We start from the raw sequence: 19,370 nt of genomic DNA on the forward strand, positions 1-19,370 counted from the left end.
TGCGGGCGCTCAAAAGAGATACGCATCATGAAAGAATCCAGACAGGTCGATATAGTCATTCTGGGGGGCGGACCTGCGGGCATGACCGCCGCCATTTATGCTGCCAGAGCAAGCCTGAATGTGGCCCTGCTTGAAGAAAGCGTCACGGGCGGGCTGGTCAATTCCACATATACTGTCGAAAATTTTCCGTCGTATCCGGCCATACACGGTATGGAACTGATGCAGAAAATGCGTGACCACGTGGACAGCCTGGGCGTGACAGTGGAGGAAGTGTGCGAAATAGAATCTGTTTCGCTTGCCGGTCAGGTGAAAACCGTGGAAACGGATGAGGCGGTGTTTCAGGCACGGGCTGTCATTCTGGCCACCGGACGTAAGCCCGTGCCGCTTGATGTGCCCACCGGCTGTGAACAGGTGCACCACTGCGCCATATGCGACGGCGCCGCTTACAAAGGCCGCCGCGTGCTGGTGGTGGGCGGCGGCAACAGTGCTTTTGACGAAAGCCTGTACATGCTGGGCATAGGTGTGGAGCACATAACGCTTGTGGAAAAAATGGACCGTTTTTTTGCCGCGCAGTCCACGCAGGACACCCTGCTGGAAACAGGCAGGGTGGATGCCCGTACGCAGACCGTGGTGCATGACCTGATAGTGGAGAATGACTCGTTGAAGGCCGCCGTGCTGGAGCACACCGGAAGCGGCGTGCGCGAGACGGTACCCGTGGACGGCGTGTTCGTGTTTCTGGGACAGAGCCCCAATAACGATCTGTTCAGAGACGTGGTGACCCTGAGCCGCGGCGGCTATGTAGTGGTGGACGAACATATGGCCACCAGCGTGCCCGGCGTGTTCAGCGCGGGTGATATAAACGAAAAGCACTACCGGCAGATAACCACGGCCATGGCGGACGGCACCGTTGCGGCGCTGGCGGCCGAACGCTACATCAGATCGTAACGGAGCCTGCTCATGTTCATATCAAACAAATCTCTGCGTAACTGGCTGCTGGTGGCGGGCATTGCCGGTGCCGGCGCTTTTGCGCTGCATAATCCCGAAAACCCCCGTCTCACCCTGTACTGGTTCGAGACCATTTTCGCCATTGCCGCATTCGCCTTTGAGCTGATGCCCATGTTTGCCACGGCCGTACTGCTGATGACAGCCTATGTGGTGACGGGGATCAGCTCACCCGACCTCGCCTTTGTGGGCTGGACAACTCCCATTCCCTGGGTGTGCATGTGCGGCATGCTCATCGGTGTGCTGATGGAGCGGACCCGCCTTTCAAACCGCATAGCTCTGCTGGCCATCACGCGCATCGGCACCACGCCCGTGCGGCTGTACATAGCCATGATCATTGCGGGGTATGTCATCGGAGCCATTATTCCCGATGTCATCACAGTCACCATTCTGTTCATGACCATAGCCTCGGGCATGTGCGCCAGCATGAAGCTTGAAAAAGGCTCCGTTGCGTCCACCACGCTTATCATGGCTGCTTTTTTCGGCGCCACTGTGCCTGCCACCAACTATCTGCCCAACAACGTGGGCATAGTGGGGCTGCTTATGGTCAAGGAAATGGGCGTGCCCATCGAATGGCTGGGATTTTTTGTGGAAAACGTGGCGTTTTCGCTGCTGGTGGCCGCAGCCTGCGTGGGGATACTGCATGTTTTCGGCTCGCGCGAACTGGGGCGCTACATGCAGCAGTGCCTCAGCCATGCGCATGACGAACTGCACAAGATGGGCCGTATGAGCCGTGAAGAAAGCAAAACCCTGTTGCTTACCGCGCTGGCGCTGGCCGCTTTTGCCACAGAACGCCTGCACGGTGTGCCCGGCTACTACGCTTTTGTGGGGGTGGTGCTGCTGGGATTCACGCCGCTTTTCAGCCTGCTGAAAAAAGAAGATGTCGAAAAAGTCCAGTTTTCCATCCTGTTCTTTATCGTGGGCTGCATGGCCATCGGTATTGTGGCGGGCAGTCTGGGCATACCGGCACTTATGGCGGCAGAAATCGTGCCGTATCTCAAAACTGTGGACAGTCTTTCCGCCACATCGCTGCTGGCCTATCTTACCGGTATTCTGGCTAACTTTGCGCTTACTCCCGTGGCAGCGGCCACCTCGCTCAGTATTCCTCTGGCCGAGATAGCCACCAGCCTCGGGCTGGAAATCAAGCCGCTGCTGTACAGCTTCTTCTACGGCCTTGATCAGTTTCTGTTCCCTTACGAACTGGCCGCCGCGCTTATAATGTTTGCCACAGGCTATGTGCGCATGCGCTATCTGGTGGCCATCATGGCGGTGCGCATGATCTGCGCAGCCGCCGCCGTGTGGGTGGTGGGCGCCACCTACTGGCAGTGGATATCCTTCTGACCGGTCACGGACACATGCGGCGGTATCATGCCGCCGCATGTGCCGTCCTGCCGGTAGGTTTCATACATTTTTCATAACATTCCGCAGGGCGGCACGGAACAGCAGCGCGGCTTTTCCGCCGGTCTTCACCCGTGTCCGCAGTGGTTCATTCAACAGGATATCAGGAACCTTCATCATGTCTTATAGAATGATTCTTGCGGCGCTGGCCGTGGTTCATATCGTCTGGGGCGGCGGATTCATCGTGCTCAAGGTGGTGCAGGAGCATCTGGCGCTGGAGCATATCCTGCTGGGCAGGGTTATACTGGCGTCGCTGCTGTACCTGCTGCTGTGGAAGCGGATTCCTTCTCCGTGCTACCGCAAGGGGGACTGGAAGGTGCTGCTTCTGCTTGCGCTTTGCGAACCGTTTCTGCTGTTCACGTTCGAGACTCTGGGGCTGCGTTACACATCGGCCTCGCAGGGAGGCATGATTGTCGCCTGTGTGCCTCTTACCGTGGCGCTGGGGGCCTTTGCTGTGTACCGTGAAAAAATCGGGCGGCGGTGTCTGGCGGGCATAGTGTGCGCGGTATGCGGGGTGGTCGTGGTATCTGCTCTGGCAACGGCGGGCGATCAGGCACCCGCACCGCTGCTGGGCAACTTATTTATTTTCTGCGCCGTGCTGGCGTCAACCTGTTATGCCCTCAGCGTCAAGCATCTGTGCGCACGCTATCATTATATGTACCTTGCCGGAGTACAGGTTTTCGGCGCCACGGTGCTGTTTGTGCCCGGGGCGCTCATGCAGCCGCTGCCGCCTGCACATGTGCTGTTCAGTCCTCAGGTTGCGGGGTCGCTTCTGTATCTGGGGCTGGGCATCACGTTTCTTGTCTATTTTGTCATCAACTACGCGCTTACACGCATAAAAGCCGCGGTGGTCATTCAGTTCGCCAACCTTATTCCGGTATCCACGCTGGTGTTCGCCTATATTTTTCTGGGCGAGCGGCTTTCGTCCGCCCAGTATGCGGGGGTGGGGCTGGTGCTGGCGGGGGTGCTGCTGGCGGGGGCGTCGGGATCGGGCGAGCTGAACACCGGAAAAAAGGAAGGAGAGGCACATGCGCAGAAGGCATGTGCCGCGGAAGGTGCCGCCGGAGACTGAGCACAGTGCGGCAGCAGCTGCGGCGAGTATTGACCTGCGGCGCCGGGGGTTGTACGTGCTTTTTCTGATGGTCCGGTATATGTCTGTCCGTGCGGTTCTGACCGGCATGCCCGCAGGAACCGTATGGGGGGAAAAACTTGCTTGCTCCGCAGGCGGGATATGGCGTATGCGTGAATCCTGTAGTTTATTTCAGTATCTGCCCGGGGCCGGCGGTTGCGGAGTCCGGGCGGCAAGCCCCCGCACTCTGTTGCCGGTGGGCGGAAAAGCAGGAGAAGGCAAGGTGTTGTCCGCTGCATGGACAGGTTCGGCGCCGGTGGAATTGCTGTCCTTTGCTCCGGCATATGGTACGGTACGCATCATGTCAGCCATGCATCATCGCCGCGGACGCAGCGGTGCGCTCCGCGTTCTGTCCGCCCGGCGTTTTTTCCGGGCAGTATGTACACACAGGGCTGTACACCGCATGGGGCATGTGCTCCGCGCCTGTTTTGCGCCGGATACGTTTTTTTCTTTGTTCCGCGCCGGTAGCGGCTCTGCCGAAGTCCGGCACGGCATTGTTCCGGCATATATATCTGCGTTTCACGGTCCGGCACCGCACACCGGTGCCGGCGTTTTCGTTCATATAAATGGATAGTCCAGGGAATATTATGGAAGTGATATCCTTACAGTCCCGGGATGCCGCGTTTGCCGCAGAGGTCGCCCGCCGCAGCGGGCAGAATCTGGCCACATGTTACCAGTGCGGTAACTGTACGGCCGGATGTCCGTATACCTTTGTGTACGACATTCCTGTCAGCAGGATCATGCGTCTGGTGCAAATGGGCAGAAGAGACGAAGTGTTGCGGTGCCGTTCGCTGTGGCTGTGCGCCAGCTGTCAGTCGTGCACCACACGTTGTCCCAATAACATTGATGTGGCCCGCGTGGTCGACGTGCTGCGCCATATGGCGCGAGAAGCAGGATACGCCACCGAAGGCGCTGTCAAAAGCTTCGGCGATGCTTTTCTGGCATCGGTGGAGCGGCATGGCCGTGTCTACGAAATGGGTATGCTGGTCAACTATGTGCTGAAGACCGGCCGTTTCTGGACCGATTATGATCTTGCTCCCACGGTGCTGCCCAAGGGCAAGATCGGGTTCCGGCCGCATACCATTCAGGGTGCCGGTCATGTGGCGGCCATATTCCGCCGTTTCCGCGAGCGGCAGCAGGAAGACCGGCAGGCTGTTTCCGCCGCCGGCCCTGCCGCTGAGAGCAAGGGAGGCAGCCGATGAGTCTTGCCACTGTAGCGTATTATCCGGGCTGTTCGGGCGGCGGCACGTCTGCCGAGTACGAAAAGTCGACTCAGGCCGTTTTCCGCGCACTGGGCGTGCGGCTGGAAGAACTGCCTGACTGGAGCTGCTGCGGTTCCACACCCGCACACACGGTCAACCATGTGCTTTCGGCAGCATTGTCGGCGCGCAATCTGGCCATTGCCGCCACGGCGGGCCACAGCGTGGTGACCACCCCCTGTCCCAGCTGTCTTTCCAACCTGCGCACTGCTGCGCATAAAATGGAAGATGCGGAATTCCGCAGTCAGGTTTCGGCATTGCTGCATGACGGTGCCGCTGATGCCGATGTTGAAACGGGAGCGGATGTCGACGTGCGTTCGACCCTGCAGATACTGGCGGAAGAAGTGGGTGCGCAGGCTGTGCAGGAAAAGGTGCGCAAGCCCCTGAGCGGCCTGAAGGTGGCCTGCTATTACGGCTGCATTATGAACCGGCCCCCCGGTCTGATGCAGTTTGACGACCCCGAACACCCCATGGCCATGGACAGGCTGATGGAAGCCTGCGGGGCCGAGGTGGTGCCTTTTCCGCTGAAGGTTGAATGCTGCGGAGCGGCATTCGGCATGCCGCGCCGCGATATTGTTTCCGAACTTTCGGGGCGCCTGCTGGACGCCGCGGCGGACTGCGGTGCCGATGCCGTGGTGGCTGCCTGTCCTCTCTGCCAGATGAACCTTGACATGCGTCAGGGACAGGTGAATGCGGCCCGCGGTTCGCGGCACGCACTGCCTGTGTTTTATTTTACCCAGCTGATGGGGCTTTCCTTCGGTCTTGCACCGGCGGACGTGGGCCTTGCCAAGCTGGTTGTGGACCCCGGCCCCTGCCTCCGCGCGGCAGGCGTGCTCTAACGCCAAGGAGATGAAACCATGCGCATAGGCGTTTTCGTCTGCCACTGCGGGAGCAACATCGCCGCCACCGTCGACTGTCCTTCGGTTGCGGAGACGGCACGGATGTTCCCCGATGTGGTGTATTCCACCGATACCATGTACGCCTGTTCCGAACCGGGGCAGGAGGGTATAGTGCAGTCCATTGCCGAGCATAATCTGGACGGCGTGGTGGTGGCTTCCTGTTCGCCCCGCATGCACGAACCCACCTTCCGGCGCGCGCTGGAGCGTGCCGGGCTGAACCGCTACATGCTGGAAATGGCAAACATCCGCGAACATGTTTCGTGGATCGGCAAAGATATCAGACGCAACACGGTCAAGGCCTCGGACCTGATACGTATGGCCGTGGAAAAGCTGCGCCATAACGCTCCCCTTACGCCCAAGCACTTCGAGGTGACCCGCAGAGCGCTGGTCATCGGCGGCGGCGTGGCGGGCATTCAGGCCGCGCTGGACTGTGCCGATGCAGGCATAGAAGTGATCATGGTGGAGCGCGAACCCAGCATAGGCGGCAAAATGGCCAAGCTGGACAAGACGTTTCCCACTGTGGACTGTTCGTCCTGCATTCTCGGTCCCAAGATGGTGGACGTGGCTCAGCATCCCAACATCACGCTGTACGCCGCTGCCGAAGTGGACGAGATAAGCGGCTATGTGGGTAACTTTGAGGTCAAAATCCGCCGCAGGCAGACCTATGTTGACTGGTCCAAATGTACCGGTTGCGGCCTGTGCATGGAAAAATGCCCCAGCAAAAAAAGCTTCGACCGCTTTAACGAAGGGGTGGCCACAACCACGGCCATCAATATACCCTTTCCGCAGGCCATTCCCAAAAAGGCTTCCATCGATCCCGACTACTGCCGCAAGCTGCAGGGTAAAAAATGCGGCGTGTGTGAAAAGTTCTGCCCCATGGGCTGCATCGATTTCGAGCAGCAGGAGACCGTGGTCACCGAAAAAGTGGGCGCCATTGTGGCGGCCACGGGGTACGATCTTTTTGACTACACGGTGTACGGCCAGTACGGCGCCGGAAAATACCCCGATGTCATCACATCGCTGCAGTACGAACGCCTGATGAATGCCTCCGGCCCCACCGGCGGCCACATCAAGCGTCCTTCGGACGGCAGGGAACCCAAGGAAGTGGTTTTCATCCAGTGCGTGGGGTCGCGCGACCCCGCCGTGGGCAGACCCTACTGCAGCGGATTCTGCTGCATGTATACCGCCAAACAGGCGGTGCTGACCAAAGACCACATCCCCGATTCCAACTCCTATGTTTTTTACATGGATATCCGCGCCCCCGGCAAAGGATACGACGAGTTTACGCGGCGCGCTCAGGAACAGTACGACGTGCAGTATGTGCGCGGCCGTGTTTCCATGATTTTCCCGCGCGGCGACAAGCTGGTGGTACGCGGTGCCGACACGCTGGCAGGCACGCAGGTAGAGGTTGAAGCCGACCTTGTGGTGCTGGCAGTGGGGGTTGAGGCTGCTCATGGTGCGCCTCAGCTGGCCGAAAAACTGCGTATTTCCTACGATCAGTACGGCTTTTTCATGGAGTCGCACCCCAAGCTGAAACCCGTGGAAACCAACACCGCCGGTGTGTATCTGGCCGGAGCCTGTCAGGGCGCCAAGGATATTCCCACATCAGTGGGACAGGGCAGTGCCGCGGCTTCCAAGGTGCTGACACTGTTCTCGCGTGAAATGCTTGAGTCGGACCCGCAGGTTGCCAAGGTTGATACGGCGCGCTGCGTGGGCTGCATGAAGTGCGCCATGACATGTCCTTTCGGCGCGGTGCGTGAAACGCAGGACCGTGCAGGCAATGTGAAGGCGGACGTGCTGGAAACCGTGTGTCAGGGCTGCGGCATTTGCACGGCAACCTGTCCGCACGGGGCCATTCAGCTGCAGCATTTCACAGACAACCAGATTCTTGCGGAGGTTAATGCCTTATGTCCGCCCCTGATGGACGAGAGCTTCGAATAGTCGGCTTTCTTTGCAACTGGTGCTCCTACGGGGGGGCGGATACCGCGGGTGTGGGCCGTTTTGTGCAGCCCACCGACCTGCGCATTGTCCGTGTTCCCTGCTCCGGCCGCATTGATCCGTTGTTTATTGTACGCGCGCTTATCAGCGGTGCTGACGGCGTGCTTGTATCGGGCTGTCACCCCCGTGACTGCCATTATGCAGCGGGCAACTATTATGCCCGCAGGCGGCTTGAAATGCTCAAGCAGTTTTTGCCGGTCACCGGTATCGATCCTGCCCGGTTCGAGTACACATGGGTGTCCGCTTCCGAAGGGCAGCGCTGGCAGCATGTGGTGACAACATTCACCAGCCGCATACATGATCTCGGCCCCGCGCCCAGAATGACAGGCGGAAACGGCTATGCCGAACTGGCCGACATCGAGCGTGCGGTGCAGGCCGGTCAGGGATGCCCCTGCCATCTCAAGGAGGTGCGCTCATGAGCGTGCTGCAGGAATTGAAAGAACAGATACGCGCCGCCCTGCCGGAACTCGACATGGTTCTGGGCTGGGAGCAGGGCTTTGACGCCCTGCACATGCGGCCTTTGTTTATCCGTACCGAAAAAGATCTTGAGCGGCTTGTGCTCAACCCGCTGTGCGTGCACAGCCTTGCCACCTATCTGCCGGGTCTGCTGCGCGGGGCCGGAAACGATAAAAAGGTGGGCCTTGTGGTCAAAGGCTGTGATTCGCGTGCGGTCATACAGCTGGTGCAGGAAAAGCTCATCCCCCGCGACAGAGTGGTCATGTTCGGCTTCGGCTGCAACGGCATAGTAAGCCTGCAGAAGCTGGAAGCCGGAGCACAGGGCTGTACCGGAATCGGCAGCGTGGAGTTTGCCGGCGACAAGGTTGTGCTTTCGGCGCCGGATACCAAGGTGGAACTGCCGTTTGCAGAGATACGCAGCGGTAAATGTGAAACCTGCCGGTATCATAACGCCATAGATGCCGATCATTTTGCCGGAGCCCGTGTGGAAGAGGGCGCAGTGCCCGCAAAGCATCCCACACTGGAAGAGTTTGAAAAACTGCCGTTGTCCGAGCGTTTTGCTTTCTGGCAGGAGCAGATGCGGCGCTGTGTGCGTTGTTACGCCTGCCGCAACACCTGCCCCATGTGCGTATGCCGGGACCACTGCATTGCCACGTCGCGCAATCCGCACTGGCTTACGCAGGAATCCAGCACCGCGGAGAACTTCATGTTCCAGATGATCCATGTGATGCACCTGACAGGGCGCTGTGTGGAGTGCGGTGAATGTGAACGCGCCTGTCCGCTGGATATCCCGCTTATGCTGCTGCGCCGCTCCATGAACGGAGTGGTCAGGGAGCTTTTTGCCTACGAAAGCGGTACCGACCCCGATGCCACGCCCCCTCTGCTTACCTATCAGGTAGAGGAAGAGACCATTAACGAGCGAGGCTGGTAATGAGCAGACAATTCATCAGCCATGACAAGATGACCGCGTGGCTCGACGCACTTTCACGCGACCGCGCCGTACTGGTGCCCATGGACGACTGCGGCACGGTGACGTTCCGCCCTTATGTGCCCGGGCGCAAGGCGCTGCTGGACAAGATGCCCGTGCGGGCTCCGAAGGAAGGGGTTTTTCCGCAGACGGAAACTTTGCTGCGCTTTAAGTACGACAAGGATCCCGAAAATCTGGACAGGGTGAAAGTGCAGGTGCGCGAAGTCCTGCCCACACAGAAGGCTGTGGTGGTGGGAGGACGTCCCTGCGGCGCCCGCGGGCAGCTTATTCTTGACCGTGTGTACAACTGCGACACCATGCGCGACCCGTACTACGTAAGCCGCCGCGAAAACACCCTGTATGTTACCGTGGCCTGTACCAGCGCCGAGAGTACCTGCTTCTGCCACAGCGTGGGCAGCGGGCCGGATGATTCCGAAGGTTCCGACGTGCTGCTGGTGCCCGTAGAGGGCGGTTATGTGGCTGAAGGAGTGACGGAAAGAGGCCGTGAGCTGCTGGCGGAAGGCGACTTTGAGTCTGCCTCGCAGGCACGCATGGACGAGGCCGGTGCCGTCATCAGCCGCACCCGCGGTCAGCTGGGCGAAGCCCATGACTATTCAGACGCGCCCCGCAAGCTGCTGGAGCGGTTCGACGATATGGACTTCTGGAATGAACAGGCAGCCATATGCATAAGCTGCGGCGCCTGTACCTACCTTTGTCCCACCTGCTACTGCTTTAACATGACCGATGAACAGTCTGGTCTGCAGGGCAAACGTCTGCGCACCTGGGATACCTGCATGTCGTTCGAGTTCACGCTGGAAGGCAGCGGGCACAACCCCAGACCCACCAAGGCTCACCGCCTGCGCAACCGCATGGGCCATAAGTTTGCCTATTACCCCGAACTGCACGAAGGGCTGATAGCCTGCTGCGGGTGCGGCCGCTGCATCAAAAGCTGCCCTGTCTCGCTGGATATCCGCGCCGTGGTGCAGGCCGCACAGAATCATAACGCAGTCCCTGAAGAAGCCGAGGAGAAAGCCGATGCATAACAACCCCAGCCTGCCTGCTCTGGCAACTGTTTTGGAGGTTGTGGAAGAAACGCCCAACATCAAGACCTTTCGTGTCCGCTTCAACGACGAAAGCCTGATGGAGTCGTTTTCCTTCATGCCCGGTCAGGTGGGGCAGCTTTCCATATTCGGCGTGGGTGAATCGACGTTTGTCATCAACTCTTCGCCCACGCGCATGGATTATCTGCAGTTCAGCGTAATGAAGGTGGGCGAAGTGACAAGCCGCCTGCATCAGCTGAAAGCCGGTGATACCGTGGGCGTGCGTGCGCCGCTGGGCAACTGGTTTCCCGTGGATGAAATGAAAGGAAAAGACGTGGTGTTTGTTGCGGGGGGCATAGGTATGGCTCCGTTGCGCACACTGCTGGTCTATATGCTGGACAATCGCGCCGACTACGGTAAGATCACTCTGCTGTACGGCGCGCGCTCTCCCGTTGATCTGAGCTTCAAGTACGACGTGGAAGAGTGGATGGCGCGGGATGATCTGGACGTGGTGCTTACTGTGGACGCACCTGCCGAAGGCTGGGAAGAATCCGCCACGCGTCGTGTCGGGCTGATTCCCAATGTGTTGCTGGAACTGAACCCCGCGCCGGAAAACTGCGTGGCCGTAACCTGCGGCCCGCCCATCATGATCAAATTCACCCTGCAGGCGTTGAAAAAGCTTGAATTCGGGGATGAACAGATCATCACCACTCTTGAAAAACGCATGAAGTGCGGCGTCGGACTGTGCGGCCGGTGCAACATCGGCACAAAGTATGTCTGTGTCGACGGACCGGTTTTCCGTTACTCTGACCTGAAGGACTTGCCTAACGAACTCTAGCCCCTTGAAGGAGGCATCATGGCGGACCTGTTTAAAGCCGGCGACATCGTGCGCGCTGCGGAGGAAATTGAAATCCGCGGCGAAGACTTCTACCGCCGCCTTGCTGCGGCTTCGGAAGATGAAGAAGCCCGCAGGCTGTTTCACTGGCTGATGGAAGAGGAAATGGCCCACCGTGCCATATTCAAAGCCATGGGTGAACGCATTGCCCCTGTGGAACTGCCCGCATGGGCCGATGAGGCTGACTACCTCATGTATATGCGCTCGCTGTTGGACAGCCATGCCCTGTTCCGTCCCGACGCTGTTCCGGCAGAGCAGCTCGGCCGTGAAACTGCTCTGCGCATCGCCATGCAGTTTGAAAAGGATACCATGCTGTTCTTTGCCGAAATGCGTGACTTTGTGCCCGAAGCTGAAGGCAGGCATATCGACGCGTGCATCGCCGAAGAGCGCAAGCATCTGAAGCAGCTTATGGCAATGCTGCGCAAATAGACGTCATGGTGCGCCGCACCGCCGCAATCTTGCTGCGGTTCTGCGCGGCGCGCTTTTTGTCAGATGAACGACGCCCCGCGGCATTATACCGCGGGGCGTTTTTATGCATATGCCCCATGCTTCCGCCGCGGATGCATCACTGCCGGCCGTGGCCGTCAAATCCGGAGAAGAATAGTATGAAACAGGCCATACTGCGGGCCATTGATGACTTTGCACGCGGGGTGCGCCCTGCGTTTTATAAAACGCCCAGACGCTGGTATCTGGTACATCGGGGCAGCCTGTATCCGGCCAAGGCCATATGGGCCATGGCCACGGGACAAGGTAGCGCGGGCAGCTTCAACACCCGTGACGCACGCGCCGGACTGGCAGAGGCCGGTTTTGCTGTGCGGGCTTTTGAACCGGAATCCGTGCAGTGGCCCGATGAAGATGTGCGCCTTGCCATCAGGCAGCTGCAGCAGGCTGCGGATACAGACCCCGGCGATGATGCGGCGGAAACTCTTTGCCCGCCTGGCATGACCGTGCGCGAACAGGCTGTCTTCCGGCGCAGTCCCGTGGTCGCTGCCAGAGTGCTGCTGCGTGCCGGTGGCTTCTGCGAATGCTGCGGGGCCCCCGCACCGTTTGTCAGCCGTGCAGACAACCTGCCTTATCTTGAGGTGCATCACGTCCGGCCGCTGGCAGAGGGCGGCGCGGATACTCCGGCCAACTGCATGGCGCTGTGCCCCAACTGCCACAGGCAGTTTCATTACGGCATCAAGCCGCCGGTATGTGCATTATCATCGTCGCGCTGAGGGAACGGCTTTGATGTAGTGCAATCTTAGCCGTACTGTCATTCTGTTGTCACCTTCCGGGGACATATCCTTGCCAGCCAATGCGGCAGTGCCGTTTTTTTTTATTTGTTGTCAGGCAAGGAGAATTCACATGCGTCCGTCTTGTTTTCAGCGTTCCGTAAGTGTTGTCTGTATGCTGATGACGCTGCTGGTCTGCGCGCACAGCGCAGCCGCGGCAGAGTCTTTTGCAAAGAAACCCGCAAAATATGTTTTTCTGTTTATCGGTGACGGCATGGGCCTGCCGCAAAAGCAGGCCACAGAAGCGTTTACAGGCCGTCAGCTGGTTCTCGATTCTTTTCCGGTGCACGGCATAACCACCACCCCCGCCGCCAACAGGTTCATTGTGGATTCCGCTGCTGCGGCCACGGCCATGAGTACCGGTCAGCTGACAGATGTGGGCATGATAGGTATGGCGCCGGACAAGACAAAAGTGAAGACCATTGCCGAAATGGCCCGTGAAAAGGGCATGAAAGTGGGCATTGTTTCTTCTGTCTCCATTGATCATGCAACTCCGGCTGCGTTCTACGCTCACGAGGAAAGCCGCAACCTGTACCATTACATCGACCATGCACTGGCTTCGTCCGGATTTGACTATTTTGCCGGTGGAGGCATCAAGGACCCCGCGGGCAAGCGTAAAGGCGTGGAACCGCGCGGCAATGCCATGGATGCCATTAAAAACGCCGGATACAAAGTGGTGACGGACCGCGACGAGTTTTTGAAGCTGAACCGCAAAGACGGAAAGGTGTTTGCGTACAACAGCTGGCTGCAGGATTCCGGTGCGCTGCCCTATGCCATGGACAGCCGCCCGGGCAAAGATATCACTCTGGCAGAATTCACCGCCAAGGGCATAGACCTGCTGGATAACAGCAAGGGCTTTTTTATGATGGTTGAGGGAGGTAAAATTGACTGGGCCTGCCATGCCAACGATGCCAAAGCAGCCATTATGGATACTGTGGCCTTTGACGAGGCCGTGGCCGAGGCTGTCAGATTTTACAAAAAGCATCCCGACGAGACCCTGATTGTTGTGACGGGCGACCACGAATGCGGCGGCATGACTCTGGGATTTGCCGGTACGGCATATGAGTCTGATTTTGACGTGCTGAAAAAACAGTATGTCTCGTTTCAGTATTTTGCCGATGATGTGCTGAAGCTGTTTAAAAAAGAGCATCAGGGTTCGCTGGCGTTCAATGACCTGAAGCCCACCATCACACATTACTTCGGGCTGCAGTTTGCAGGCGACCATGCAGACCCCATGTATGTGCAGCCCCACGAGCTTGCCCAGCTGCAGGATGCGTTCGTCAAGTCTGTGGCGGGCGATTCCATGAAGCTGAACGATCCTGTTTCCGTCAACCTGTACGGCGGATACGATCCTCTCATTGTCACTATAACCCACCTGCTCAATAACAAGGCCGGGCTGGCGTGGACATCCTTCTCGCATACAGCGGTTCCCGTGGGAACAACCGCCGTGGGCCGCGGTGCGGACCTTTTCGGCGGATCGTATCACCAGACGGCCATTGCCAAAAAGATCATGACGGCCATGGGTGTGAAGCCCCATGTCTATGTGGCGGCCAACTGATCATCTGACTGTTGCAGAAACAAGGGCGGCGCGGCCTGCGGGCTGCGCCGCTGTTTTACATGCCGTGCGCGGCTTATGTGGAGAGAACGCTATGCGCAGCAGACTTGACGGGGCCATGGTGCTGTTGTTTGCCGTGTTGTCCTGTGTGTTGTGGATGCTGCCCACGGGATTTGATGCGCGTATGGACACATCGGCCATACGGTGCAGGGGCAGGGTGCTGTCTCAGGATTCCGGCGGGCTGCAGCAGCACACACTTATCAAGGTGGGGTATCAGGCTCTGGAGGTTGAAGCGCTGGACGGGCCATATGGCGGGCAGCGGTTTACCGTGCTCAATCAGTTGCAGGGAAGGATGGATCTGGACAAAGTTTTTTCTGCCGGAGACACAGCCCTGCTGGTGATAACACACAGGAAGGACGGCAGTGTGGACACCGTGGTGGCGCAGGATCATTACCGGCTGGGGCTGCAGGGCGCGCTGCTGTGCGTGTTCGGCCTGCTGTTGCTGGCTTTCGGCGGATGGACAGGGGCCAAGGCGCTGCTGAGCTTTGTTTTTACCGGTCTTGTATTATGGAAGCTGTTTGTGCCGCTGCTGCTCAAAGGGGTTGCCCCGGTGCCGCTGGCTTTCGGCGTTGTGGCGGTGCTGACGGCGGTTATTGTGTTTCTGGTGGCCGGTATCAGCCGGTTGGGGGTGACGGCCTTTCTGGGCGCCATGCTGGGGGTCGGGGCCAGTTCTCTGCTGGCAGTATGGGCGGCCGGTGCGCTGAAGCTGCACGGTGCCGTTATGCCCTTTGCAGAGACCATGCTCTATGCCGGATACGCTCATCTGGACATTACAGGTATTTATGTGGGGGCTGTTTTTGTTGCCGCTTCGGGTGCGGTAATGGATCTGGCCATGGATGTGGCCGCAAGTCAGCACGAGGTTGTTTCGCGTCATCCTTCCATCAGCACGGCAGAAGCTTTTATTTCAGGCATACGCGTGGGCCGCGCTGTTGTGGGGACCATGACCACCACCTTGCTGCTGGCCTATTCAGGTGGTTTTGTCACGTTACTTATGGCATTCATGGCTCAGGGAGTGCCGCTGGCCAACATGTTCAACATGATTTACGTGTCAGCCGAGGTTGTTAAAACTCTGGTGGGCAGTCTCGGGCTGGTGCTGGTGGCGCCGTTTACAGCGCTGGCAGGTGCTTTTATCTATACGCGTGTTCCGGTGCGGTCTGCCGTGTGCAGCAGAAAAGCTGCGGTGGTACCGGTGCCGCCGGCTCCGCTGCAGCCCCATAGCTGATGCCCTGCTGAACGGCTATGATGTCCTTATCTTTCGGGCATGGGCAGGGCTGCTGTCCGGCAGTTGTTTTGTCTGCGGCATGTACTGCATGGCTTCTGTCGTTCTGCCGTGCAGGCTGTCGGCGACAATGACCTGCCTTTGTCCGGTAGTCTGCTGTGTTCCGCCCGGCCGTATGGCATACTGCAGCCTGTAATGCTGAAAAAGGGGCGCATCCCGAAGGATGCGCCCCTTGTCTGGTATGGAAAGCGGACTGAGCTGTCAGTCCTTAGCTGCGCAGAATGGCTTTGGCAAATTCGTCCTGCACGTCGGTGATGAAAGGAATTCTCGTTTCCTTTTCTGTTTCGCGGTTGCAGGCCGCAATGTCTTCGCGCGAAATGCAGGAAAGTTCAAACTTGCGCGCACCTGCCATCAGCTGCTGCAGGCCGGCACCCAGTTTGTCGACCATGGACCACATGGCCACGGCGCCGAACGGAATGTTTTTCATTTCGTCTTTGCCCACCTTGGACTGCACGTCATACCATCCGGCAAAAATCTGCTCGGGGGTGGTGCCGAAGTCCGTCACCGTGCGGGGCAGTTTGTCCCAGTTGCCGCATACGGCTTCACGGCGTTCGGGGCGCAGTACGCCTTCTATGTTGGAGCCGAGGAAGCCGGGTATCATCATGGCGCGGCCCATGCAGATAAGTTTGGTATACGGTGCGCCCAGTGCCAGCGCCTTGAAAATCTGGCTGGATTTGGCAAAACCACCGGCAAACGACATGTCTACAACACGTTCACCCTTGGCTGCCAGCATCGAAGCATATTCATAGGCTTTTGCATGCAGCAGGATGGAGGGGACACCCCAGGTTTCCATCATGTCCCAGGGGCTCATGCCGGTACCGCCGCCGGAACCGTCGATGGTCAGCAGGTCGAGACGGGCTTCGGTGGCAAGCTTGATGGACATGGCCAGAGCCTGCATGCCGTACGAACCGGTTTTAAGAGAAAGACGTTTGAATCCGAGCTTGCGCAGGTAGTCAACGGAGTTCATGAAGTTTTCACGAACCTGCTCCCACGTGCCGAGGTTGGTGTAGCCCAGACGGCTGTGACGGGCAAAACCCTTGATGGCGCCGGACTTGAAAGATTCCTGAACTTCCGCACGGGAGGGGTCGGGGTCCACAAGGTAACCGCGCTCCTGCAGGAACAGAGCGTAATCAAGGCTTTCAACGATGATTTCACCGCCGATGTCTTTGGCTCCCTGTCCCCACTTCAGCTCAAGAATGACTTTGTCGCCGTATTTTTCGGCGATGTATTCGGCCACGCCGTTACGGGTATCTTCCACGTTCATCTGAACGATGATGGCGCCGTAGCCGTCGTAGTAGCGCAGATAGGTGTTGATGCGGCGCTCAAGTTCCGGCGCACTGGTTATGCGGCCGTTTTCCAGTGAAGATTTGCGGTCCACGCCCACCACGTTTTCACCGACCACAATGGGAATGCCGCACAGTGCGCAGCCCACGGCAAAAGAGTCCCAGTATTTCGCGGCAATAAAGGTGGAACCCAAAGCGCCGGTCATCAGCGGGAAACGGCATTTGGTCTTTTCGTCGGCGCCAAAGCTGGTTTCCAGCGAAGCATCGGTGAAAAGCGCATCGCCGGACTGAGCTTTGCTGCCGTTTTCACCCATGCCGTGGGCACCGTAGTTGTAGCCCTGAATGCGCAGAGAATTGTATGAAACGCCCACATGTGTGGTGTTGCCGCTGCCGGCGGTAACCAGCCCGAAATCGCGCGGGTACAGGGTGTCGCGACCTTTAAGGCATGAAAGCCACGTTTCGCATTTACCCATGCAGTCTGCGCGGCACAGGCTGCACAGCCCGGATTCGACAATATTGCCACGGTTAGTGGTGCCAAGCACGTCATTATTCTTCACGGGGGTATTCATAAGGCCTCCATAAGGATGATTTCGCTGTAAGGCAGCCCATATAGCGTGTAACCGCTCGGCGGGGCAAACAGGAAATGAAAAAAATATATGATTTATATTTTTGGCAATGTATGAATTTGTTATCTGTTTTTATAAAAAAGCATATGTGATTATGGAAATTGATATTTTAACTTTCAAATTTTTTGAGAAAAATGCAATGCATTGATTGCGGTAGTCAAAGTTTGCTAGTCTGTTAATTTTCTGCGTGTATGATTTTATATTGTGTTATCATGCATTAGGCTATTCAAGCGTTCACTTTTGTCATGATACGTTTTAATATTTATAATTTTATGTTTTTTTGACATAAACGTCAAAAAAGCCTTTTTTCGACAAAAACACATTTTTTTCATTTTTTTGTCAGCAGAATTCCAGATTCCGGACTTGCTACTGCAAAAAATTGCAATTTTGTTCACAGGTGTCTCTGCGGGGACAGGGATTTTTCAGGCAAAAAAAGAAAGGCGCCCGCCGTAGCGGGCGCCTTGTGCGCTGGTAGGCGCAACGGAAACTTACCATTCAGGAGCGAAAAGCTCGAAGAAAGCTTTGGGGTGGGCACATGCGGGACACAGGTCGGGAGCTTCGGATCCCTCGTGATTGTATCCGCAGTTACGGCAACGCCACACCGCGGTCTGAGGCCGCTGGAAAACGACATTTTTTTCAATATTGTGAGCAAAGGCAAGGAAGCGGCGCTCGTGGTACTGTTCGGCCACGGCAATGTTCATGAACACCTTGGCAAGCTGATCAAAGCCTTCTTCTTTGGCAATGGCGGCGAATTCAGGGTACATTTGCTCGTACTCATGATGTTCGCCTTCGGCTGCCGCAAACAGATTGTCCAGTGTGGAGCCGATGACGCCTGCGGGGTATCCGGCAGAAATTGTCACTTCACCGCCTTCAAGAAATTTGAACAGGCGCTTGGCGTGTGCTTTTTCATGCAGGGCGGTTTCTTCAAACACATGTGCAATCTGCACATACCCGTCTTTGCGGGCCTGACCTGCAAAGTAGTCGTAACGGTTGCGGGCCTGAGATTCTCCGGCAAATGCGGTCAGAATGTTCTTTTCAGTACGGGTTCCTTTCAAGGATTTCATTCAGATTTCTCCTGAAGATGAGTTGGTTGAACAAGTTGTTAAGAAAGCTTCTATTCAAGAATGAGCAGCTTGTCAATAATTATTCCTGACAAGCTGTTTTCTTCTTTATTGCCAGATAGCAAGAAAACAGGAAAAGGGCAAAATAACCGCTGCCGGTGCCCACTGTGCCGGAATGTCGTAAATAAAATGTAATTGGACAACGGGAGACTGTTGACCTGTGCACAGGATGAGGCTATAAGGCCCTTCTCATTTGCCAGCATAGCTCAGTTGGTAGAGCAGCTGATTCGTAATCAGCAGGTCAACAGTTCAATTCTGTTTGCTGGCTCCAGAAATTTCAAGGCCTGACGCGGGTTTCCGCCGATCAGGCCTTTTTTCGTACTGTTCAAAATCAGTCTATTTTACGCATTTTTTTACGCGCGAATGCGTAAAATTTGCTGTAAGCTGACACTCTATTTGAGAATTTTGCCATTTCAAAATGGGAAATTCGAGAGTTAAAATTTGGTGCCCCGGTCGGTATTCCGGGGCACCTGTTTTTAGATTGTATTTTTGAGAGGCTCACGGGCCAATGCTGGCTCCCATGTGGCGCATCGTTCATCTTGCCGCATTGTATGCAAGGTGCCATCTCTTACAAGCCATGTGACGGCCTGGGTGAGAAGGCGCACCCCCATTGGCCCCAGAGAGCGCCGCCACAAGGTCTGTGGGGTATCGTTCGGCAGAACATGGCACCAGTCTTGGCAGACAATGTCTCCGGTATCAACACCATCGTCCATCAGATAAACAGAGCCACCGGCTATGGGATCACGCATGGCCAGCGTCCAGTGGATTGCGTTACGCCCGCGGTGCCTTGGGAGCAGCGACGGGTGATAGGCGAGAATCCCGTGTCGGGCTTTGAGTAAAGCCCCCGCACCGATATAACGATGGCAGTGGGCTGCCACCATGAGGTCGCAGTGCGGCAGATGTTTAAGGTTTGGTATGACCGGAACCCCCGTGTGTTTTAGGGCAAGCATAAAGCGGTCATCAGTTTTTTCCGGTGAAGCGGCCACAATACTAAGGGCCGGTATTCTGCCTAGCGCGTGCAAAACCTCTGTGGCCAACCAGCCTTGTCCTAAGATGGCCACCTTCATGGGCGATCTCCCATGTAGCGAAAGCCCTGTACCGCCCGGAAGTGACCTCCATAACCCGATTT

Annotated in this window: 18 protein-coding genes and 1 tRNA gene; 15 read left to right on the forward strand and 4 right to left on the reverse strand. The window is 57.3% G+C overall.

Features of this window, described 5'->3' with window-relative positions; all coding sequences use genetic code 11:
* The first annotated feature begins 27 nt into the window (after nucleotides 1-27).
* The 3 genes from H586_RS0109755 to H586_RS0109775 all read left to right on the forward strand — a co-directional run bounded on the left by H586_RS0109755 (nucleotide 28) and on the right by H586_RS0109775 (nucleotide 3,472).
* Nucleotides 28-945 carry an NAD(P)/FAD-dependent oxidoreductase gene (locus tag H586_RS0109755; RefSeq protein ID WP_027181931.1) on the forward strand — a complete coding sequence of 306 codons (918 nt, stop codon included), beginning with the start codon at nucleotides 28-30 and terminating at the stop codon, nucleotides 943-945.
* A gap of 12 nt (nucleotides 946-957) precedes the next feature.
* Nucleotides 958-2,343, forward strand: coding sequence for an SLC13 family permease (locus tag H586_RS0109760; RefSeq protein ID WP_011367222.1), 1,386 nt, complete (start codon nucleotides 958-960; stop codon nucleotides 2,341-2,343).
* A gap of 175 nt (nucleotides 2,344-2,518) precedes the next feature.
* Nucleotides 2,519-3,472, forward strand: coding sequence for a DMT family transporter (locus tag H586_RS0109775; RefSeq protein WP_027181932.1), 954 nt, complete (start codon nucleotides 2,519-2,521; stop codon nucleotides 3,470-3,472).
* Nucleotides 3,473-3,661: 189 nt separating this feature from the next.
* Here H586_RS0109775 and H586_RS20650 read toward each other — a convergent pair whose 3' ends face one another.
* Complete coding sequence (locus H586_RS20650; RefSeq protein ID WP_155891375.1) at nucleotides 3,662-3,841, reverse strand: hypothetical protein; 180 nt, start codon at nucleotides 3,839-3,841, stop codon at nucleotides 3,662-3,664.
* 275 nt (nucleotides 3,842-4,116) lie between these two features.
* On the opposite strand from H586_RS20650, the gene H586_RS0109785 reads away from it, so the two are divergent.
* The 11 genes from H586_RS0109785 to H586_RS18855 all read left to right on the forward strand — a co-directional run bounded on the left by H586_RS0109785 (nucleotide 4,117) and on the right by H586_RS18855 (nucleotide 15,154).
* Nucleotides 4,117-4,731, forward strand: a complete 615-nt coding sequence (locus H586_RS0109785) for a 4Fe-4S dicluster domain-containing protein (protein WP_011367224.1) — start codon at nucleotides 4,117-4,119, stop codon at nucleotides 4,729-4,731.
* Nucleotides 4,728-5,627: a CoB--CoM heterodisulfide reductase iron-sulfur subunit B family protein gene (locus tag H586_RS0109790; protein WP_027181934.1), complete on the forward strand. Its 900-nt coding sequence runs from the start codon at nucleotides 4,728-4,730 to the stop codon at nucleotides 5,625-5,627. Before H586_RS0109785 ends, H586_RS0109790 begins: the two co-directional genes overlap by 4 nt.
* An 18-nt stretch (nucleotides 5,628-5,645) precedes the next feature.
* Nucleotides 5,646-7,628 carry a CoB--CoM heterodisulfide reductase iron-sulfur subunit A family protein gene (locus H586_RS0109795; RefSeq protein ID WP_011367226.1) on the forward strand — a complete coding sequence of 661 codons (1,983 nt, stop codon included), beginning with the start codon at nucleotides 5,646-5,648 and terminating at the stop codon, nucleotides 7,626-7,628.
* Nucleotides 7,595-8,104, forward strand: coding sequence for a hydrogenase iron-sulfur subunit (locus H586_RS0109800; protein WP_011367227.1), 510 nt, complete (start codon nucleotides 7,595-7,597; stop codon nucleotides 8,102-8,104). Before H586_RS0109795 ends, H586_RS0109800 begins: the two co-directional genes overlap by 34 nt.
* Nucleotides 8,101-9,072: a 4Fe-4S dicluster domain-containing protein gene (locus tag H586_RS0109805; RefSeq protein ID WP_027181935.1), complete on the forward strand. Its 972-nt coding sequence runs from the start codon at nucleotides 8,101-8,103 to the stop codon at nucleotides 9,070-9,072. The genes H586_RS0109800 and H586_RS0109805 overlap by 4 nt, the downstream gene beginning before the upstream one ends.
* Nucleotides 9,072-10,151: a 4Fe-4S dicluster domain-containing protein gene (locus H586_RS0109810; RefSeq protein ID WP_027181936.1), complete on the forward strand. Its 1,080-nt coding sequence runs from the start codon at nucleotides 9,072-9,074 to the stop codon at nucleotides 10,149-10,151. The genes H586_RS0109805 and H586_RS0109810 overlap by 1 nt, the downstream gene beginning before the upstream one ends.
* On the forward strand, nucleotides 10,144-10,986 hold the full coding sequence (locus H586_RS0109815; RefSeq protein ID WP_011367230.1) for an FAD/NAD(P)-binding protein: 843 nt from the start codon (nucleotides 10,144-10,146) through the stop codon (nucleotides 10,984-10,986). Before H586_RS0109810 ends, H586_RS0109815 begins: the two co-directional genes overlap by 8 nt.
* Before the next feature lie 18 nt (nucleotides 10,987-11,004).
* Nucleotides 11,005-11,472 carry a ferritin-like domain-containing protein gene (locus H586_RS0109820; RefSeq protein ID WP_027181937.1) on the forward strand — a complete coding sequence of 156 codons (468 nt, stop codon included), beginning with the start codon at nucleotides 11,005-11,007 and terminating at the stop codon, nucleotides 11,470-11,472.
* A 176-nt stretch (nucleotides 11,473-11,648) separates the two neighbouring features.
* Nucleotides 11,649-12,260, forward strand: a complete 612-nt coding sequence (locus H586_RS20100) for an HNH endonuclease (protein ID WP_027181938.1) — start codon at nucleotides 11,649-11,651, stop codon at nucleotides 12,258-12,260.
* A gap of 130 nt (nucleotides 12,261-12,390) precedes the next feature.
* A complete protein-coding gene (locus tag H586_RS0109830; protein WP_011367233.1) occupies nucleotides 12,391-13,875 on the forward strand; it encodes an alkaline phosphatase in 1,485 nt (494 codons plus the stop codon).
* Between the two features lie 91 nt (nucleotides 13,876-13,966).
* Entirely contained in the window at nucleotides 13,967-15,154 is a 1,188-nt protein-coding gene (locus H586_RS18855; protein WP_034619015.1) for a YibE/F family protein, read from the forward strand.
* Between the two features lie 265 nt (nucleotides 15,155-15,419).
* Here H586_RS18855 and H586_RS0109840 read toward each other — a convergent pair whose 3' ends face one another.
* Together H586_RS0109840 and rbr are read right to left on the reverse strand one after the other, a co-directional pair.
* Nucleotides 15,420-17,063 (reverse strand): glutamate synthase-related protein, encoded by a 1,644-nt coding sequence (locus H586_RS0109840; RefSeq protein WP_027181939.1) that lies wholly within the window; start codon nucleotides 17,061-17,063, stop codon nucleotides 15,420-15,422.
* 545 nt (nucleotides 17,064-17,608) lie between these two features.
* Nucleotides 17,609-18,184 carry a rubrerythrin gene (rbr, locus tag H586_RS0109850; RefSeq protein WP_027181940.1) on the reverse strand — a complete coding sequence of 192 codons (576 nt, stop codon included), beginning with the start codon at nucleotides 18,182-18,184 and terminating at the stop codon, nucleotides 17,609-17,611.
* A gap of 252 nt (nucleotides 18,185-18,436) precedes the next feature.
* Between rbr and H586_RS0109855 the strand changes: the two genes are divergently transcribed.
* Nucleotides 18,437-18,512, forward strand: a tRNA-Thr gene (locus H586_RS0109855).
* A gap of 205 nt (nucleotides 18,513-18,717) precedes the next feature.
* On the opposite strand, the gene H586_RS0109860 is transcribed toward H586_RS0109855, so the two are convergent.
* Nucleotides 18,718-19,308: a formyltransferase family protein gene (locus tag H586_RS0109860; protein ID WP_011369113.1), complete on the reverse strand. Its 591-nt coding sequence runs from the start codon at nucleotides 19,306-19,308 to the stop codon at nucleotides 18,718-18,720.
* Nucleotides 19,309-19,370: the final 62 nt, after the last annotated feature.

It is taken from the genome of Oleidesulfovibrio alaskensis DSM 16109, assembly GCF_000482745.1.
Lineage (GTDB): Bacteria > Desulfobacterota > Desulfovibrionia > Desulfovibrionales > Desulfovibrionaceae > Oleidesulfovibrio > Oleidesulfovibrio alaskensis.

Excerpts from the sequence above, each read along its gene's own strand:
- H586_RS0109755 (WP_027181931.1), top strand. The coding sequence starts at position 28 with ATGAAAGAATCCAGACAGGTCGATATAGTCATTCTGGGGGGCGGACCT.
- H586_RS0109760 (WP_011367222.1), top strand. The coding sequence starts at position 958 with ATGTTCATATCAAACAAATCTCTGCGTAACTGGCTGCTGGTGGCGGGC.
- H586_RS0109775 (WP_027181932.1), top strand. The coding sequence starts at position 2,519 with ATGTCTTATAGAATGATTCTTGCGGCGCTGGCCGTGGTTCATATCGTC.
- H586_RS20650 (WP_155891375.1), bottom strand. The coding sequence starts at position 3,841 with ATGGCTGACATGATGCGTACCGTACCATATGCCGGAGCAAAGGACAGC.
- H586_RS0109785 (WP_011367224.1), top strand. The coding sequence starts at position 4,117 with ATGGAAGTGATATCCTTACAGTCCCGGGATGCCGCGTTTGCCGCAGAG.
- H586_RS0109790 (WP_027181934.1), top strand. The coding sequence starts at position 4,728 with ATGAGTCTTGCCACTGTAGCGTATTATCCGGGCTGTTCGGGCGGCGGC.
- H586_RS0109795 (WP_011367226.1), top strand. The coding sequence starts at position 5,646 with ATGCGCATAGGCGTTTTCGTCTGCCACTGCGGGAGCAACATCGCCGCC.
- H586_RS0109800 (WP_011367227.1), top strand. The coding sequence starts at position 7,595 with ATGTCCGCCCCTGATGGACGAGAGCTTCGAATAGTCGGCTTTCTTTGC.
- H586_RS0109805 (WP_027181935.1), top strand. The coding sequence starts at position 8,101 with ATGAGCGTGCTGCAGGAATTGAAAGAACAGATACGCGCCGCCCTGCCG.
- H586_RS0109810 (WP_027181936.1), top strand. The coding sequence starts at position 9,072 with ATGAGCAGACAATTCATCAGCCATGACAAGATGACCGCGTGGCTCGAC.
- H586_RS0109815 (WP_011367230.1), top strand. The coding sequence starts at position 10,144 with ATGCATAACAACCCCAGCCTGCCTGCTCTGGCAACTGTTTTGGAGGTT.
- H586_RS0109820 (WP_027181937.1), top strand. The coding sequence starts at position 11,005 with ATGGCGGACCTGTTTAAAGCCGGCGACATCGTGCGCGCTGCGGAGGAA.
- H586_RS20100 (WP_027181938.1), top strand. The coding sequence starts at position 11,649 with ATGAAACAGGCCATACTGCGGGCCATTGATGACTTTGCACGCGGGGTG.
- H586_RS0109830 (WP_011367233.1), top strand. The coding sequence starts at position 12,391 with ATGCGTCCGTCTTGTTTTCAGCGTTCCGTAAGTGTTGTCTGTATGCTG.
- H586_RS18855 (WP_034619015.1), top strand. The coding sequence starts at position 13,967 with ATGCGCAGCAGACTTGACGGGGCCATGGTGCTGTTGTTTGCCGTGTTG.
- H586_RS0109840 (WP_027181939.1), bottom strand. The coding sequence starts at position 17,063 with ATGAATACCCCCGTGAAGAATAATGACGTGCTTGGCACCACTAACCGT.
- rbr (WP_027181940.1), bottom strand. The coding sequence starts at position 18,184 with ATGAAATCCTTGAAAGGAACCCGTACTGAAAAGAACATTCTGACCGCA.
- H586_RS0109860 (WP_011369113.1), bottom strand. The coding sequence starts at position 19,308 with ATGAAGGTGGCCATCTTAGGACAAGGCTGGTTGGCCACAGAGGTTTTG.